14 protein-coding genes are annotated in these 17255 nt (G+C 65.8%); 6 read left to right on the top strand and 8 right to left on the bottom strand.

Translation table 11 applies throughout. The annotated features are described in order from the left end of the window. Positions 1-9: 9 nt before the first annotated feature. Complete coding sequence (locus tag ACR9ZJ_RS00595) at positions 10-2361, bottom strand: tetratricopeptide repeat protein (protein ID WP_481286493.1); 2352 nt, start codon at positions 2359-2361, stop codon at positions 10-12. A gap of 760 nt (positions 2362-3121) precedes the next feature. Here ACR9ZJ_RS00595 and ACR9ZJ_RS00590 point away from each other — a divergent pair. The 3 genes from ACR9ZJ_RS00590 to ACR9ZJ_RS00580 are packed head-to-tail and all read left to right on the top strand — an operon-like array spanning position 3122 to position 5973. Further along, positions 3122-4135 carry a two-component system sensor histidine kinase NtrB gene (locus tag ACR9ZJ_RS00590; protein ID WP_481286492.1) on the top strand — a complete coding sequence of 338 codons (1014 nt, stop codon included), beginning with the start codon at positions 3122-3124 and terminating at the stop codon, positions 4133-4135. Next, a complete protein-coding gene (ntrC, locus tag ACR9ZJ_RS00585) occupies positions 4128-5513 on the top strand; it encodes a nitrogen regulation protein NR(I) (RefSeq protein ID WP_448099212.1) in 1386 nt (461 codons plus the stop codon). Before ACR9ZJ_RS00590 ends, ntrC begins: the two co-directional genes overlap by 8 nt. Before the next feature lie 4 nt (positions 5514-5517). Further along, a complete protein-coding gene (locus ACR9ZJ_RS00580) occupies positions 5518-5973 on the top strand; it encodes an N-acetyltransferase family protein (RefSeq protein WP_481286491.1) in 456 nt (151 codons plus the stop codon). A gap of 126 nt (positions 5974-6099) precedes the next feature. Here the strand turns inward: ACR9ZJ_RS00580 and ACR9ZJ_RS00575 are convergent, their stop codons facing one another. Together ACR9ZJ_RS00575 and ACR9ZJ_RS00570 are read right to left on the bottom strand one after the other, a co-directional pair. Next, complete coding sequence (locus tag ACR9ZJ_RS00575) at positions 6100-8589, bottom strand: sensor domain-containing protein (RefSeq protein ID WP_481286490.1); 2490 nt, start codon at positions 8587-8589, stop codon at positions 6100-6102. A gap of 81 nt (positions 8590-8670) precedes the next feature. Beyond that, positions 8671-9798, bottom strand: a complete 1128-nt coding sequence (locus ACR9ZJ_RS00570; protein ID WP_481286489.1) for a hypothetical protein — start codon at positions 9796-9798, stop codon at positions 8671-8673. A 191-nt stretch (positions 9799-9989) separates the two neighbouring features. Between ACR9ZJ_RS00570 and ACR9ZJ_RS00565 the strand changes: the two genes are divergently transcribed. After that, positions 9990-11276, top strand: coding sequence for an acetyl-CoA C-acetyltransferase (locus ACR9ZJ_RS00565; protein WP_481282195.1), 1287 nt, complete (start codon positions 9990-9992; stop codon positions 11274-11276). Positions 11277-11295: 19 nt separating this feature from the next. Next, positions 11296-11850, top strand: a complete 555-nt coding sequence (locus tag ACR9ZJ_RS00560; RefSeq protein WP_481286488.1) for an energy transducer TonB — start codon at positions 11296-11298, stop codon at positions 11848-11850. A 25-nt stretch (positions 11851-11875) separates the two neighbouring features. Here the strand turns inward: ACR9ZJ_RS00560 and ACR9ZJ_RS00555 are convergent, their stop codons facing one another. The 5 genes from ACR9ZJ_RS00555 to ACR9ZJ_RS00535 all read right to left on the bottom strand — a co-directional run bounded on the left by ACR9ZJ_RS00555 (position 11876) and on the right by ACR9ZJ_RS00535 (position 15873). After that, complete coding sequence (locus ACR9ZJ_RS00555) at positions 11876-13816, bottom strand: phospholipase D family protein (protein ID WP_481286487.1); 1941 nt, start codon at positions 13814-13816, stop codon at positions 11876-11878. 61 nt (positions 13817-13877) lie between these two features. Further along, positions 13878-14432, bottom strand: a complete 555-nt coding sequence (locus ACR9ZJ_RS00550; RefSeq protein ID WP_481282198.1) for a YceI family protein — start codon at positions 14430-14432, stop codon at positions 13878-13880. Positions 14433-14441: 9 nt separating this feature from the next. Next, positions 14442-14906 (bottom strand): SixA phosphatase family protein, encoded by a 465-nt coding sequence (locus tag ACR9ZJ_RS00545; RefSeq protein ID WP_481282199.1) that lies wholly within the window; start codon positions 14904-14906, stop codon positions 14442-14444. A gap of 62 nt (positions 14907-14968) precedes the next feature. Then, positions 14969-15601, bottom strand: a complete 633-nt coding sequence (locus tag ACR9ZJ_RS00540) for a ParA family protein (protein ID WP_306848853.1) — start codon at positions 15599-15601, stop codon at positions 14969-14971. A gap of 74 nt (positions 15602-15675) precedes the next feature. After that, positions 15676-15873, bottom strand: a complete 198-nt coding sequence (locus ACR9ZJ_RS00535) for an antitermination protein NusB (protein ID WP_426285972.1) — start codon at positions 15871-15873, stop codon at positions 15676-15678. 176 nt (positions 15874-16049) lie between these two features. Here ACR9ZJ_RS00535 and ACR9ZJ_RS00530 point away from each other — a divergent pair, with 176 nt between their 5' ends. Next, on the top strand, positions 16050-17084 hold the full coding sequence (locus ACR9ZJ_RS00530; RefSeq protein ID WP_481286486.1) for a hypothetical protein: 1035 nt from the start codon (positions 16050-16052) through the stop codon (positions 17082-17084). The last annotated feature ends 171 nt before the right edge of the window (positions 17085-17255 follow it).

The raw sequence follows: 17255 nt of genomic DNA, 5'->3' as shown, positions 1-17255 counted from the left end.
AGTGATCTTCTATGCGACGCCGACGGATGGACGACGGGAGGTCGCCGTGCTGACCGGGCGCGATTCTATCTCGCACCACGCGGCGAAATCTGAGACAAACTGCAGATCCTCTCCAGCACACGCCCGGCTAAGCCGCTGAATGGTGACGGAAGCTTTGGAAAGTTTGCCGCGAATGTAAGTATCCTTCAACGCAAGGGGCAACTCTTCAAATTCTGCTTGCATCTCGCGAAGCGACATGACGCTCTTTCCGTACTCCAGGGACTGGCAGTAGTCGTCGGCCTCGCGGTAATGCACTTGGATTCGCGTGTCGTAATAAGTCTTCCGCAAGTGCTCGCCCATGGTGTCTAGCTTGTCCCGCAGTTCGGCGAGAAGGCGATGAACTTCGGCAAACCGGTGCTGAAACATGTAGCCGCGCGCTAGGCTGACCGCGACATCAACTGAGGCGGGGTCCAGCTCCCGCGCGATCTCGAACTGCTCGACGGCGTCGTCCACAGATTCCTCGACCTGCAAGATGAACTTGCCAAACCAGTAGTGCAGCTGCGGTGTCTTTGACGATAGGGCGATAGCCAGCTCATAGCTTTCCCGCGCCTCGGGAATGTTGCCGCTTCGTTGATGGAAGAAGGCGAGCACGCGGGCAACTTCGAAATAGTCGGGTGCGAGCCGTCGCGCCTCATCCAAAAGCTCGTAGGCGACGTCGAAACGTCCCTCCTGGATCTCCCGGATGGCATCGCGGAGGCTTTTGACGAGCACGCGATCGGACTTGGAGCGTACTTTTATATTGCTGAATGCGTACCGGTTGAGACCGCTCGGTGCGTTGAGCGATTCCATCATTGCATTCAATTTATTGCGATTGGTTCTGATCTTCGACTGGAACGCGTTCGTGGGACGGTGTTGCTTATTGAGGTACGCGCGCGCTAGTTCGGCTAACTGGTAGGTCGTCTTCATTGCGCCGGCCAATGCCTTCGACGACTCATTCAACATATTCGTAGTCATTAACTCCTGAAGCGCCTTCTGTATCCGAAGCGCCTCAAGCCCAGATAGGTACGAAAGCTCGGCGATGTCCTTCCAGCCGGGCGCACACTGCATCGTAGAGGTTAGCTCACGCGCATCGCTAGATAGGAATTCGTACACATTGCTCATGCAGAATTCAAGGAAGAGCGACGAGTTCTGCAAGACCGTTTCTGGTGACAAGCCCGTCTGCAGGGCGCTGACGAACCACTTGATGTAGCCGGGGCTCAAATGCATACGGTTGGCGTAGCGGCGCAAAGTCGGTTCGTCCTGTTCGGACAGTGCGCTTACGCCACGCAGACGACCGAGCATACGCAACAGCTGCGAGGCATACTTTTCCTCGATGCCGTTGAGCTTGATAGGGTATTCGTACGCGCCTAGGCCAATGCGGGAGGTGATGATTATTTTGCTACCTTCAGGAAGCGCGCCGACGAACTGGCGAATCGTGTCATCCATGATGGTTTCGAGGTTGTCGATGAACAATGCAATCTTGAACGTCGAAAGGTATTCGATCACCTCGCCAACAAGATTCGGGCCGTCGCCTCCGCCGAGCTGTGCGGAAATCTCGCTAACCACACCCATTGAGGTGGTAATCGCACCGCGGATGTCGCGAATTTCGTTGACTGTGATCTGCATGGTCTTTGACGTGACCCAGATCACCGCGTCGAAGGGGCAGCTTTCTTCTTCGAGAAGTTCGTACGCGACCTTCAGGGCGAGCGCGCTCTTGCCAACGCCACCCTCGCCAACGATCGATATCACGGGGAAACTCCCCAGACATAGGCGTTTAATCTGTTTCACGATCGCATCGCGGCCGATAAGGCCGGTCTCGTCGAAATCGGGGAGCGGTAGATTGTGCGAGATATGGTCCGCCGCCTCTGCACTGGGGATGCTCAATCCCAGTACGAAGCTCGGGTCGTTATCCATCCGGGTCAGGGTTTCGCGCAGGCTAGACCACTCCGGGTTTGGCCCGGCCGCGATTTCCTGGCACACGGAGGAAACGCGCGGCAAATCGTCGAAATTCAATGGGCGAATATGCATAACGCGATTGCGGATCGGCACCAGAGATTCCAGTTCGCGCGTCCGCCGTTTGACCTCATCGGCGAAGGACCCGCGGAAGCTGCTGGCGTGGGCATTGATAGTCTGGTAGGTATCGCCCAGGTCGAAGTAGTCGACCAAGTCCTTTAACTGCTGCTCGTCGTATTCGAACCCGACGTCTTTCTCCAGTCGTGTCTTGGCGCGGGTTACCAATGGTGCGTCAAAGGCATCTGCCGCGTAATCACGGTCGCCGAGGGTTGTCTTAATTGCATCGCGCAAGTCTTCCTCGAGCGCGCTGAGCATGGCGTAGATCGTCATGCGGGAAAGGTTGTAAGCCACAATTGTTCCCTGTTGAGTGATGCGTAGTTCGCAACAGGAGAGGCCTTTCCAGACCGTCGCGCGCTCCCTGCTCGCACATGGTATGCGGCAGCCATGGGTATGGTCCAGAGGCTGTCAAGGTAGCTCCGCGTTTCAAAGCTCCGGTGGACGGCGTGTGCTATTAAGTTGCCAAATTCGCATATGCTTTTAGGTAAAGATAATTTCCGTGCCGCCGATAACGCGCGCCGCATTTGTGCCGGGGCGCGCAGTCGCAAAGCGCGATGTGCGTCAACGAGACGCCGTTCAAGAGGCCTTCGTCCGCCCATATCCCGCGGTATACGCCGGTGGCTGTGGAGCCGGTCAGGGGAGGCGTGAGCTAGGCCTAGCCACATAGTGATAGCTCTGTACCGGTTGCCGAGACAGTGATCGGGCATGCCACATCGGGCAGGAGCGTACTTAGATGGAAGCTGTAGCCATCAGGTAGAAGTTGTGGCCTCCAGCTTTGGAGAGGGTCAGCGCGGAGACTGGAGCCGTATCGTGGGCATCCGTCTGTCGGGAAAACGCGGCAGGCCGACGCTTAAGTTTTCGCCGGATGTTCCGACATGACCGAAAAGCCAAGCGTTGACCAGTCAATAGCGCCTCTACGCACCACAAATAGGATTCCCATAGTTCGGCCAATTGTCCCAACTATGGGAATCCGTCCACTCAGCTCCGAATCCGTCCCATTGCCCCAGCCCCCCTAACTCCCTACATTGGTGCAATGCATGCACCCAACCAGGCGGAACTGCTGACCCTGCTGTCCACCGGCCTAGCCATCGTAGGCACGGACGGCCGTGTCCAATGGCTCAACCCCGCCCTCGGCGAGGTCCTGGACGTGGGCCCGAGAACCGCCGTAGGCCAGGAACTAACGGCCCTGATGCGCGAGCCCGGCCTCGCCTCGCAACTCACCCGCACCCTCTCCGAACGCCGCGCCTTCAATCTTCGCGGTGTCACCTTCGGCGTGGCGCGGGGCCGCGAGGTCACCGCCGACCTGACCATGCAGCCGATCGACGAGGACCGGATCCTGGTCGAGGTTCACGCCCTCGCTCCCGACCTGACCCCGGGCGGTACGCCCCTCTCGGCAACCCTGCGCGGCTTCGCCCACGAGGTGAAGAACCCCCTCGCAGGCTTGCGTGGCGCGGCCCAACTGCTAGAACGCCGCGTGGTGGAGGATGACCTGCGCCAACTCGCCAGCATGGTGATCGGCGAGGCCGACCGGCTGGCGGCTCTGGCCGACGGCTTGCTGCGCCATCGCGGCGCCGCGCGAATCGGCCCGGTGAACGTGCACGAGTTACTCGAACGGCTCGAAGGTCTCGTCGGCGCCGAAGCGGATGCCCCGCGTCTTCGCCACGACTACGACCCCAGCTTGCCGGACAGCCTCGGCGATACCGACCGCCTGCTCCAGGTACTGCTCAACCTGACCCGCAACGCCGGGGAAGCCGGGGCGGAGACGATCACGCTGCGCACGCGCGTGGAACATGGCGCGCGCCTGGGCGAGCGGACGGTGCGCGCGGCCTTGCGTGTCGACGTGGTCGACGACGGTCGTGGCGTGCCGGACGAGTTGCGCGATTCACTCTTCCAGCCCCTCGTGTCGGGACGGCCGGACGGCACGGGCCTCGGCCTCGCGCTCTCGCGCGAAATCGCCCTCGAACACGGCGGCGACCTGCGCTACACCAGCCGTCCCGGCGAGACGGTCTTCTCGCTGTACCTTCCGATGGAGCGGCCGCATGACTGAAATCTGGATCGCCGACGACGACCGTGGCGTGCGCTTCGTGCTCGCCGAAGCCTTGCGCGACGCCGGGCACACCGTGCGCGAATTCAGTGCCGGCGACGCGGTGCGCGCGGCGCTGGCCGAGGGCAAGCCGGGCCTGCTGGTCACCGACGTGCGCATGCCGGGCGAAGATGGCCTGCGCCTGCTCGAAGACCTGACCCGGCGCAACATCGGTCCGGTGATCGTGATGAGTGCCTATACCGACGTGGCGACGACGGCAGCGGCGTACCGTGCGGGCGCGGCCGACTATCTCGCCAAGCCCTTCGACCTCGACCGCGCGGTCGAGGCGGTGGAGCGCACGCTCGCCATCGCGCACGAGGAAGTGATCGTACCGGTGCCGAGCGGGAATGCGCATGCCTTGATGGGCGAAAGCCCGGCGATGCGCGAGGTGTTCCGCCTGATCGGCCGCGTGGCGGCGAGCGACCTCAACGTATTGATCACCGGCGAAACGGGCACGGGCAAGGAACTGGTGGCGCGTGCGCTACACGAGGAAAGCGCGCGGCGCGGCAAGCCCTACGTGGCCTTGAACACGGCGGCCATCCCGGCCGAACTCCTGGAGAGCGAACTGTTCGGTCATGAGGCCGGCGCCTTCACGGGGGCGACGCGCCGTCACGCCGGTCGCTTCGAGCAGGCCGATGGCGGCACCTTGTTCCTCGACGAGATCGGCGACATGCCGTTGGCGTTGCAGACGCGGTTGTTGCGCGTCCTGGCGGGTGGCGAGTTCTACCGCGTCGGCGGACGCGAGTTGATGCACGGCAACGTGCGCATCATCGCGGCCACGCATCAGGACCTGGAGGCGCGCGTCGCCGCCGGCCTCTTCCGTGCGGACCTGAAACATCGTCTCGACGTGGTGCGCATCGCCTTGCCGTCGTTGCGCCAGCGGCGCGGCGACATCCCTCTGCTGGCGCGGCATTTCCTCGCGCAGGCCTCGGCGGAGTTGAAGCTTCCGCCGAAGCGTTTCTCGCGTGGCGCGATGAAGCTGATCGAGCAGCGCGATTACCCGGGCAACGTGCGCGAACTGGAGAACCTTTGCCGGAGACTCGCGGTGATCGCCCCGGGTCCGGAAATCCAGGCGGGCGATCTCGGCGGACTGCCCGCGCGCGAAACGCGCAGCGCGGAGTGGACGGATGCCTTGCGCATCTGGGCGCAGGATGCGCTGGCGCAGGGCGAGGTGGACGTGCATGCGCGTGCGCGCGATGCCCTGGACAAGACCTTGCTGCAAGTGGCGCTGATCGCCAACGATGGCCACCGGCAACATGCGGCGGCGGCGCTTGGCGTCGGCCGCAATACCCTTACACGCAAACTCGGTGCGTCGCGCAAGCGCCGTCCTTCGAACGGATAGCCCCATGACCCTCGAAATTCGCCGTGCCGCGCCGGACGACGCCGACGCCATCGCCCGTTGGAACATCGCCATGGCGTGGGAAACGGAGGAGAAGCGCCTCGATCCCGAGACCATCGGCCGTGGCGTGCGAGCGGTGTTCGATGAGCCACGGCGGGGGTTCTACCTGATTGCCGAACTGGACGGCGTCGCCGTGGGCTGTCTGCTCGTCACCTATGAGTGGAGCGACTGGCGGTGTGGCGATTTCTGGTGGGTGCAGAGTGTCTACGTGGCGCCCGAGGCGCGGCGCGCCGGGGTGTTCCGCGGGATGTACGCGCATGTGAAGGCGATGGCCGAGGGCGCGGGTGCGGTCGGGCTTCGGTTGTACGTGGAACTGGAGAACGAACGGGCGCAGGCGACGTATGCGGGGTTGGGAATGGAGCGTTGTCATTACTTCATGTATGAGGCGGCGCTGAGGGCTTGAGGCGGTGCCGCATGTATGACGCGGCGCTGGGGCCTTGAATCGCCGACAGGGTCGGCTCCCACCAGAGCCGCTCCGCCCGCCACGGTACGCAAGCCTTTGTGGGAGCCGCTTCAGCGGCGATGCCCCTCAATCCACCGGCACGCGCGGATCACCCGTATCCACGGCCGAGATGCGCTCCTCGAAATCGCGCACCGTCATCGCCTTGCCGAACAGGAAGCCCTGCATCTGCGAGCAGCCGACCGAGTCGAGGAAGCTGGCCTGTTCCATGCTCTCCACGCCCTCGGCGAGCACCTGTTTGTTCATGCCCTTGCCCATGGTGACGATCGCGCTCACGATGGCGGCGCTGTCGTTGTCCCAGGCGACATCGCGGATGAAGGCGCGGTCGATCTTCAGCGTGTCGATCGGGAAATGCTTCAGGTAGGACAGGCTGCAATAGCCCGTGCCGAAATCGTCCAGGCTCAACGAGACACCCAGCGACTTGATCTTGCGTAGCAGGTCGGCGATGTGGTCGCCACCTTCCATTACCGTGCGCTCTGTCAGTTCCAACTCCAGCAGCGTGGGATGCAGGCCGGTTTCCGTGAGGATGCCGCGCAGGGATTCGAAGAAGCGCGTGTGCTGGAACTGCAAAGCGGAGACATTCACGGATACCGACAGGGGGCGGTACAGGCGCGTCCATGTTTCGGCCTGGCCGCATGCCTCGCGCAGCGCCCATTCACCGATGGGAACGATCAGGCCGCAGTCTTCGGCCACCGGGATGAACTGTTCCGGCGTATAGACATCCTCGCCGTCCACCTGCCAACGCAACAGCGCCTCCGCGCCGACGATCGTGCCGAGGCCGACATCGACCTTGGGCTGGTAGTAGAGGCTGAGTTCGTTCCGCGCCAGCGCCTTGCGCAGCTCCACCTCGATGCGCACGCGCGCGCTGTTGCGCTCGTTCATGCGCGGATTGAAGAAGCGGTAGCCGTTGCGGCCTTGCATCTTCGCCTCGTACATCGCGGTGTCGGCGTTGCGCAGGAGCGACTCGGCGTCGATCGCGTCGTCGGGGTACACGCTGATGCCGATGCTGAAACTGATCGTCAACGCGGAGGTATCCACGCCGACGGCCTGGCTGCAGGCGGCCAGCACCTTTTCCGCCACGGCGCTCGCATCGGAGGGACCTTCGATCTGCGGCAGCAGCACCACGAATTCGTCGCCGCCCAGGCGGCTCACGGTGTCGTCGGTGCGCACGGAGGCGCGGATGCGCCGGGCGATCTCCTGGAGCAGGACATCGCCCGCGGCGTGGCCCATCGTGTCGTTGATCTGCTTGAAGTGGTCGACATCGACGAAGAGCAGCGCGGCACGCTGGTGGCGCCGTGCCGCCACGGTCACGGCGAACTCCATGCGCGAGGTGAGGAGGGCGCGGTTGGGCAGGCCGGTGAGGGTGTCGTGGTGGGCGAGGTGGGCCATCTTCAGCGCGAGCGCGCGGGTCTCGCTCACGTCATGGAACACCACCACGCCACCGATCACGTTGCCGGCGTGGTCGTGGATCGGAGCCGCGGAATCCTCGATGGGGCTGTCGAAGCCGTTGCGATGAACCAGGATCGCATCGGTAGTGAGCCCGACGATGCTGTTCTTGTCCACCGCCATGATCAGCGGGTTGGGTATCGGCCGCCGGGTGAGGGGGTCGCGCAGCTGGAAGATGTCGTCCATCGGCCGGCCCACGGCCTCGTGGCTGGACCACCCGGTCATCGCCTCGGCGATGGGATTGAGCGAGGTGACGACCAGGTTCGGGTCGGTGGTGATCACCGCGTCGCCGATCGATTTCAGCGTGACCTCGGCCAGCTCGCGTTCGCGGAACAGGGCTTCCTCGAAGGCCTTGCGCTCGCTGATGTCCTGCACTTGCGAGATGAAGTACAGCGCCTCGCCATGCTCGTCGCGCACGAGGGACACGCTGAGTTGCGCATGCACGACGTGTCCGTCGCGATGCAGGTAGCGCTTCTCCATGTGGTACGACAGGCTCTCGCCCGCGAGCAGCTTCCCGACCAGCGCGAGATCGGCGGCGAGGTCGTCGGGGTGGGTGAGCTCCTGGAACGAGCGCGTCATCAGCTCGTCTTCGTCGTAGCCCAGCATGTCGCACAGCGCGTCGTTCACCTGCAACCAGCGTCCGTCGGGAAGTACCAGCGCCATGCCGATGGCGGCGTAGCGGAACGCCTGGAAAAAGCGCCGCTCGCTTTCCTTCAGCCGCGCCTCGAGTTCGCGACGGCTGGAGATATCGGCAAGCAGGATGGCCACGCCACGCACCTTGCCCAGCGCGTCGATGTCGGGCGAGAAGGTGGCCTGCGCATGGCGGCTGCCATCCTCGTGGGCGATGGCGCGATCGGCCACGATGGGTGCCCCGGCGAGGGCCGCGCACAGGTCCGGTTCGATGCTTGCGTGGAGATCGGGCGAGATCAGTTCGTCGATGCGCCGGCCGACCACGTCGTCTTCCTGGATGTTCATCCAGGCGAGGTAGGCGGGGCTGGCATAGCGGTAGCACAGGGATGTATCGACGTAGGCGATCATCGCCGGCGCGCGTTCCAGCAGGTACGCGGACCAGTCCGAGGGTGAAGCGTTCGCGGGAAGGGCGGAAGCGGGCATGCGGTCGCCGTCAGGACGTCGACCCACTCTAATCCGTCACCCTGGCCCGCGTATATCGAACGATTCGGGAAAACGCGGGTTTCAGTGCAGGCTCGGCGAGGGTGCCGACAGCGCGCCATTCGCGTCGAGGAGCACGCGGCCGAGGGCATGGACCTCGTGCTCCGTGGCATAGCGTCCGGCCAGGGTGTCCAGCAGCGGCGCCAGCGCATCGGGCGCCAGCGGGTAGCCGTGGGCCAGGATCCGTGCCTTGCCCGCGGCCGGTTGGGCCACCGTGAGCGCGGCCATGCCCAGGCCGGGCGCCTCGTGCGCGTAGATCGCGGGCGAAGGCAGGGCGGGATCGGCCTCGGCGACCGGCTCGACCAGGTAGCCGGCGGTCTGCGCGGGCTGGCCCTGGAGGTGCAGGGGCACGTGGTGCGCGGCGAGCAGCGCGGCGTACTGGCGAAGTTCGAACAGGGTGCCGGCGAACTCGTGGGCGGGGTTTTCCCGCTGGGCCCCGGCGCGGGCGAACCAGGCGGCCGGACCGGGAATGCCGACCCGGCCCTCGGCGTAATGCAGCGGAAGGCCGCGCGAGCCCAGCGCGGTCTCTTCCTTGTAGGGGGTGAGCAGGGCGGCTTCCAGCATCGTCCACAACGGGGCCAGGTTCACATGTTCGTATTGCACGCAGGTGAGCGCCAGCAGGTCGTCGCGGCTGAGATAGCGCGCGTGTTCGAGGCGCATGCCCAGCGTGCGCATGAGGAAGTCGGCGGTCGCCGCGCCGGCTTCGCCGCGCCCGACCAGTTCCACTTCCATGCGCGCCGTGAGTTCCGCGGCCAGGTCTTCCGGCGCCAGCAGCATCCATGGCACCAGGCGCATCGGCCCGCCGGCATAGCGGGTATCGGGCACCAGCGGCTGGGCCGGCATGTGTCCCTCATGGGTGCCGAAGGCCACCACGCCGCCCGCGGTGGTCACGCGGGGAATGCGCCGGGCCAGTTCTTCCAGCGTGGCGAACACGGGGAAACCGGGCCTGAGCAGTTCGACGCCGTCGAACAGGGCGCCGGCCAGGGCGAAGCGCGAGGCTTCCACGCCGGGCAGCAGTGTGCGCAGGTCGTCGGCCACCAGGGTCGCCAGCGCCTGCGCCTCGTCCCGGGTCAGTTCCAGCCGGGCGGGCACTTCGCCCGCGGCCAGTTCCAGCGCCAGGACGGCGGGGCAGGCGATCAACGACTCGTTCACGGCGGGTTTTTCCGAACGGCAAAGGAACGCGATTCTATCATCGGGGCACGTCGGGCTTTCGCCGGGCGGGGATGCGGGTTAGCCTTGCCGATACGCGTTCGTCGGCGATCGTCGGCGTCCGCGATCCCTTCGTCTTCGCATTTCGGCTTGCCCCCGTGGGCATCCCCATCGGTCTGGATCGTTTCTCAAGCATGGATAAGACGCAAAAGCGTGTGGGTGTGGTCGGCGGCGTCCGCATTCCCTTCTGCCGCAACAACACCGCCTACGCCGATGTCGGCAACTTCGGGATGTCGGTCAAGGTGCTGGGCTCCCTGGTGGAGAAGTTCGGCCTTCACGGCGTGGAACTGGGCGAGGTCGCGATGGGAGCGGTCATCCGCCACTCCTCGGACTGGAACCTGGCCCGCGAGGCCCTGCTTTCGTCGGGGCTGGCGCCCACCACGCCCGGCATCACCACGGCACGCGCCTGTGGCACCTCGCTCGACAATGCCATCCTCATCGCCAACAAGATCGCCACGGGCCAGATCGACGCCGGTATCGCCGGCGGCTCGGACACCACCAGCGATGTGCCGATCGTCTACGGCCAGAAGTTGCGCAAGCGGCTGCTGGCACTGAACCGGGCGAAGACGCTGAAGGAGAAGTTCCAGGTCGCCACGCGCGGATTCTCCCTGAAGGAACTGAAACCGTCGTTTCCGGGCGTGGCCGAGCCGCGTACCGGCAAGTCGATGGGCGACCACTGCGAGTTGATGGCCAAGGAGTGGAAGATCGGCCGCGTCGAGCAGGATGAACTGGCCCTCGCCAGCCACAAGAAGCTGGGCGCCGCGTACGAGGCGGGCTTCTTCGACGACCTGGTGGTGCCGTTCCGGGGACTGAAACGCGATGGCTTCCTGCGTGCCGATTCCACGCTCGAGAAGCTCGCTTCGCTGAAGCCGGCCTTCGACAAGACCAGCGGCCAGGGCACGCTCACCGCGGGTAACTCCACGGGCTTGTCCGACGGCGCGGCAGCCGTGCTGCTGGCCAGCGACGAATGGGCCGCCGCGCGCGGCCTGCGGATCCAGGCCTACCTCACGCACGCCCAGGTGTCCGCCGTGGATTTCGTCCATGGCGAAGGCCTGCTGATGGCGCCGACCGTGGCCGTGCCGCGCATGCTCAAGCAGGCCGGACTCACGCTGCAGGACTTCGACTTCTACGAAATCCACGAGGCTTTCGCCGCGCAGGTGCTCTGCACGCTGCGTGCATGGGAGAGCGAGGACTATTGCCGGAACCGGCTGGGTCTGGAAGCCCCGCTGGGATCGATCGACCCGGCGAAACTCAACGTCAACGGTTCCAGTCTCGCCGCCGGTCACCCGTTCGCGGCGACCGGTGCGCGCATCGTCGCGACCCTGGCGAAGATGCTGGAGCAGAAGGGGTCGGGTCGCGGCCTGATCTCCATCTGCACGGCCGGTGGCATGGGCGTCACCGCCATCCTCGAACGGCCCTGATGCCCTCCGCGCAAGACTCATGCTCACACTACGCAGCAGTACATCGCTCAGTGCCCTGGCCCTCGTCATGGGTATCGCCGGCACCAGCTGGCTCACGGCGCTGACTTACGAACGCGCGCCCATGACACGCCGCCTGGCCGAGGTGACCCTGCCGACGGCCGCGCCCGCCCTGGTCTCGAAGACGGTGTCCCGTATCGCGCCGTCGCCGGCGGTGGCGGATGCGGCGTCGCGTTCGCGCCATGCCGTCGCGCGGGTTCCCGGGCCGCGGGTCGCGCCGGTGCAAACGACGGCTCCGACCCCCGCGACGGAGCCCCTCGTGCCCGTCTATATGCCATCGCCGCGCTACCCGATGTCCGCCCTGCGCGCAGGGCGGGAAGGCAAGGTGGTGCTGAGCGTCACGGTCACGCCCGAAGGCGATGTCACCAGCGTCACCGTCGGGCATTCCAGCGGGGATATCGAGTTGGACCGTGCGGCCGAAGATGCCGTGCGCGGCTGGCGCTTCGCCGCCGCCGACCGTCCGTCGCGCTACACCGCCGACCTGCCGGTCAACTTCGAGTTGACCCGGACGTATTGAGCGAGGGTGGCCAGCGGTTCGCCGTTCAGAGGATGCCGGCCGCGGACGAACCGAAGGCCGTGATCATTCGCGTGTAGATCAACTTCAGCGAAACATCCACTTCCGGGAAGTCGCCCACCGGTTCGTAGCATTCGAAGAATCGCGGATCGCTCCAGCGCATGGGGATGCAGCCGGGCTTGAGTTCATAGCTGGTGGCATAGCGGAACGGCCAGAGGTCGAAGAACGGCAACCGCTCGGAGACATCGCCGATGAATTCATTGACCGACGACAACACCGGGATCGACTTCTGCCGCGGCGCGATCACCCAGGCGTTGCCGGGCCGGGTGTCCTGCATGATCGAATCGCGCAGGCGGTCGGCGAAGCGCTTGTCGTAGACGATGACGCCCGACTCGGTGTTGTAGTGGTCCGAGCGTGGGTCGAGGTTGTGCGTGCCGACCATGGCGAAGGTGTCGTCGACCACGATCGACTTTGCGTGCAGGCCGAAGCGGACGCCAGCCGTCAGCAGTGGCGCCGGGCGGCTGCGCGCGCCGCGTCCCGAACGGCTGCCGAAGCCGAGGAAGCCCGCCGCTTCCGACGGTGGTCCCGGTCGACCGGCCGAGGCGCCTTGGGACGAACCGCGCCCACGCCCGCCCTTGCCGGTCGCCTGTGCGGCCAGCGGCGGCGTGGCCACTTCGGTCGAGCGGCCTTCCAGTTCGTCGATATCGCTGTCCGCCGGGTGCGGCTTGAGTTCGTAGATCTCGAAGCCGTAGTCAGTCAGGTAACGCTTGCGATGCTTGTAGGACATCGCATACACGGCGAAGGCATCCGTGGAGGCCAGCGAGTTCGTGGAGACCACGACGCGCGGCGGCTCTTCCCGCTGGCGTAGTCCGCTGAAGACCTTCTGCGCGGGTTTGCTCATCACCAGGTAGGGCGTCTGCAGCACGATCTCGCTCTTGGCTCCGCGCAGCAGGCCCATGATGTGGCGGGTCAGCGCGCGCACCTCGCGGCGCTTCGGTTCGTCGGTCTTGCCCGGCAGGTCGGAGAGATACTCCACGCGGTTCAGGCGCAGGGAGGCCCGGCTGAGGTGTTCCTCGATCCAGGCGGGGTCCTCGGCATCGGCGACGATCTGCGCGACGCGGTCGGGACGCTCGTAGGTGGGGACGTTCCAGTGCCGGGGATCGTCGGTGTCGGCCAGGAGTTCGCGATTCACGTCGCGCAAGTGGGTCAGCTGCGCGGAACGCTTGTGCGTCCAGAACTGTTCGAAGCTCGCGCCCATCGCCTTCGCGGTGGGGCCGCCCACCATGACGTCGCGATCGATGTAGTCGAAGGTCTCGTCCCAGTCGAAGTAGCGGTCCTCGTAGTTCCGGCCACCGGTGATACCGATGAGATCGTCGACCACCAGCAGCTTGTTGTGCATGCGCTGGTTGAACTTGTAGAAGCAGCAGAGGATGCCCGCCGCGAACTCCAGCGGAGGCGTGCGGGCGCTGTGGAAGGTCGGGTTGTAAAGGCGGATCTCCAGGCGGTCGCTGGCGCGGGCCAGCCCCGCGAGCAGGCCGGGGTCGCGGAACGAGAACAGCTGGTCGGCCAGGATGCGCACATGCACGCCACGGCGGGCGGCCTGGACCAGCTCGTCGAGGACCAGCTTGCCCGCGTCGTCCTGCTCCCAGATGTAGGTCTGCACGTCGATCGACTTCCGCGCGGCGCGGATCAGGTTGATGCGCGCCGCCAGGGCGCTCTCGCCATCTTCCAGAAGTGTCGCCACGTGCACGGGACGCGAAGGCGTCGAGGCGGCGTTCGCCTCGATGGCGGCATCGACGAGTGGGGAGGGCGTGGCGCAATGGGTGGTGTCGGCCGGGTCGCAGCTGTCTTGCCGGTCGACGGTGAGGGTCACCACCGCGTCGGCCTTCTGGATGCGCGCGCGCGACAGGGAACAGCCACTCGTGGCGAGGACGGCGGCAAGGAGCAGGATCGTGGGAAGGCGGCGCATGGCGCAGATCATAGGCGAGCCTCGACAACGCCACGTGAGCCGGCCGCCCCGGCCCCCTTGCCTATGGGGGCGTCAGCACGATGGCCATGCCCAGGTTCACGCGGTCCGACAGCGCGCCGCGCCGCCCGCGCATGTCGAAATCGGTGCGGTCGATGATGCCCTGGAGTTGCAGTACGCACCCGGCGAGTGCCTCCGGTGGACAGCGGTTGGCCTGCAGGCGGAAGGTCACCGGCTGGGTCACGCCGCGCATGGTGAGCTTGCCTTGCACGTCGCCGCCCTCGCTCAGCAGTTGCAGGGCGGTGGGCTCCGACTCGAAATGGATGCGTGGATGGTGCTTCGCATCGAAGAATTCCGGCGCAAGGACCCAGCGCCGCAAGCGGGCCGAGTCCATGCGGATGCTTTCGGTGTCGATATCGGCGTTGACCACGGCGGTCCGCGCCGCGCGATCGATGACCAGATCGCCGCGGATGCCGTCGAAGCTACCCGACACAGTGCTCACCCAGAGCAGGCGGACGCTGAACTCGGCGCGTGAACGCATGGGGTCGATGCGCAGGTCGGCGGCGGACAACGGCGCCGCCGACAGGAGCATGGCGATCGCCGGCAACAGGTGGCGCATTCGACAGGCTCAGTTCGGAGGTGACCAGAATGTCTCGAGCTTGGCCTTGCCCGGTTCCAGGGAACCGTCGAAGCGAAGGCGAGCCATGCCGGCGGGCGGCATGCCGCGGTAGTCCTCGGAACGTCCTTCGACGAGGAAGGCGACGAGTTGTTCGATGCCGGGGTTATGGCCGACCAGGACCACCCGCTCCGCATCCTTGTGTTGGTCGAGCAGGTCGAAAAGGTCGCCGGGGGTGGCGTCGTAGATGGCCGGTTCGTAGGAGGGTTCCACCTGGCCCAGGGCCAGCGCCGCGGTTTCCTTCGTGCGCTCGGAGGGTGAGCAGAGGATGCGGTCGTAGCTGATGTGGTGCGACGACAACCATTCGCCCGCCGCGCGGGCTTCGTTCTTGCCGTGTTCGGTCAGTCGTCGCTCGCGGTCGTCCTTGCCTTCGCCGGGTTCCGCTTCCGCGTGACGCAACAGGATGAGTTCTCGCATGGGTACCGTCCTCCGCTGTGCCACCGCAAGGTGGCGTGATCGATGACGCGGCCCCGGTCGGCTCAGGTGCTGCGCTTTATCCAGCGTAGCAGTTTCGCCCAGTCTTCCTGATGCCCGCGTACATTTTCCGAGTGGTAGTCGAAGATGCCCTTACCGAGCGCCGTGAGCAATACGTACGCTTGGGAGTCGCGAAGTTCCGCGACGACAGGAAAGGGGGCACGTTCGCCCAGTTCGGCGATGGCGGCCTGGCTGGCGTTTGTCCACGGCTTCAGGCGATTGCCTACGAGACCGACGGGCAATTTCCCACGCTTCACCCGGTTGATGCCTCGCAGCATCGTAAGGAAGTCGAGGGTCGCATCCAGGTCGAAATGGGAGGGCAGGACGGGCACGATGATGACATCGGCGCGTTCGAGATAGGGTTCGAGGTCTTTTTCGCCCACGCCGGCGGGGGTGTCCACGATGACCCGCTGCACGTCGCCCGGCAGGCGGTCGAAAGCCCTGCGGCTGCCTTCGATGGCGGTAATGCCTGGCGCGTTCTCAGGACGGCGACCGACCCAGCGCAAGCTGGAGTGCTGACGGTCCGCGTCGATGACGGCCGTCTGCTTTCCGGTCTGGGCCCAGTGTGTCGCGAGCTGGGTGACCAGCGTCGTCTTGCCGCAACCACCCTTGCTGCTTGCCACGAGCGTCGTAAGCATCCGCGAGCACCTGCCTTGGGAGGACTCCTAGCCTACACATCCCGGGCCACCGGTGGTAGGCGCGGCCGTACGCCTCAGAACATCTTGGCGCGTACCTTCGGCAGGATCACGAGGATCAGCGTGGCCAGGGGGCCGAGGAACAGGGAAAGCACCCACCAGAGCAAGCCGCTGCGGTTCTTGCCCTGGGCAAGGCCGGCGTTGATCAGCGTCAGGGTGCCCCAGCCGACGAAGAAACCAGCGCGTTCGCTGGCGAAAAGGGCGAATTGATCCATTCTAAACTCCTGTTCTGTCGCAGGATTGGGTCGCGCGGTCACGTGGACCAAGGGCCGGCGTTCCCCCCGCGCGGTTTCCGATAGTAACAACCTTGTCGCGAATGGCATCGTCCGGGCGCAGCTTCCGTTCATGGTGGGGCCGTATGCTTGACGTTTTATTTCACGGAGATGGGCCCATGCGGGGATGCCGCGTCCTGACCCTGGCCCTAGCGGGCCTGCTTTCCCTGCCCGTCATGGCGGCCACGCCGTGGCCCGGCGCAACGAAGGGTCCCGCCAAGGGGCCGGTCGTGCAGAAGGACCAGACCAAGGCGTTGTTGCAGTTCCAGAAGGACCTTGCCAGCGTCCTTGCGCTGCGCACCGAGGCCGAGCCGTTGCTGGGTGCCGCCCTGCTGGCCCGTCCGCTGGCGAATCCCCCCGAGGTATTGACCTACCACGCCCTGCTTGAGCGCGCGTCGCGCAATGCCGACGCCGGTCCGCAGGTGGCCTGGGCCCGCCTGGCCGACTGCGATGCGAAGGCTGGTACCTGCCCCAATACCGACGCGCTGGGCGTGTTGGAGAAACAGGCGCCGGACAACGCGGCCGTATGGCTGTTGAAACTGGGCATGGATGAACATGCGGGTGCCGGCGACGCCGTGCGCGCCGACCTCACCCGTGCCGCCAACGCCAAGCTCTACGACGATTACCTCGGCGCCAGCCTCAAGGCATTGGCCAATTCGGTGAGCCAGCTCCCGCCGCCAGCCGATACCTATAACCCGCTGCAAGGCGCGGGGGCTGCCGGCGTGCAGATGGTGATCGTCTTCGGTCTCGCCAGTGCGCAACCCTTGCCCGGATTCCAGGCGACGGCCAAGTACTGCGAGGACAACAAGTCCGACGCGGGCGTGGTGGGCGATTGCCTGAAGCTGGCCAAGGTGCTGGAGTGGGGCAGCAGCCCGCTCGGCCGTTCGCTGGGCCTGCACCTGCGCGAGACGCTGTCGCCCGACGCGGCCGACCAGCAGGCGGCGAAGAACGCCCGGCTCAACCTGGTCTGGCAGATGCAGCGTTTCGCCCAACTCAACATTCAGGCGCAGGGCGACAAGGCCACCGCGCAGAAGCTGCTGGCGCTGGCCCGCAGTGGCGGCACGGAGATGAGCGTGATCCTGGCTTCACTGCGCGCCTACGGAATGCCGCCGGAGGCGCCCGCCGGCTGGGAGCCGGCCAAGGTAGAGAAGTAAGAAGGGCCGAACCCGGCCCTGCTTCGGTGGGGGGCCAACCCCGTATTCGGTGAGAGCCGACCGTCGGTGGGGGGCCCCCCCGGAGGCGCAGGGTGGTTTGCAAAAAAAAGCCCCCGGGCGCCGGGGAGCCCGCCAAGGGCGGGGCCCCCCGAGGGGTTCCCCACAACCCCC

Source organism: Luteibacter sp. KNZ12-1A, assembly GCF_056755675.1.
Note: the sequence above shows the minus strand (reverse complement) of the source record. Positions and strands in the feature narration are given on the sequence as shown.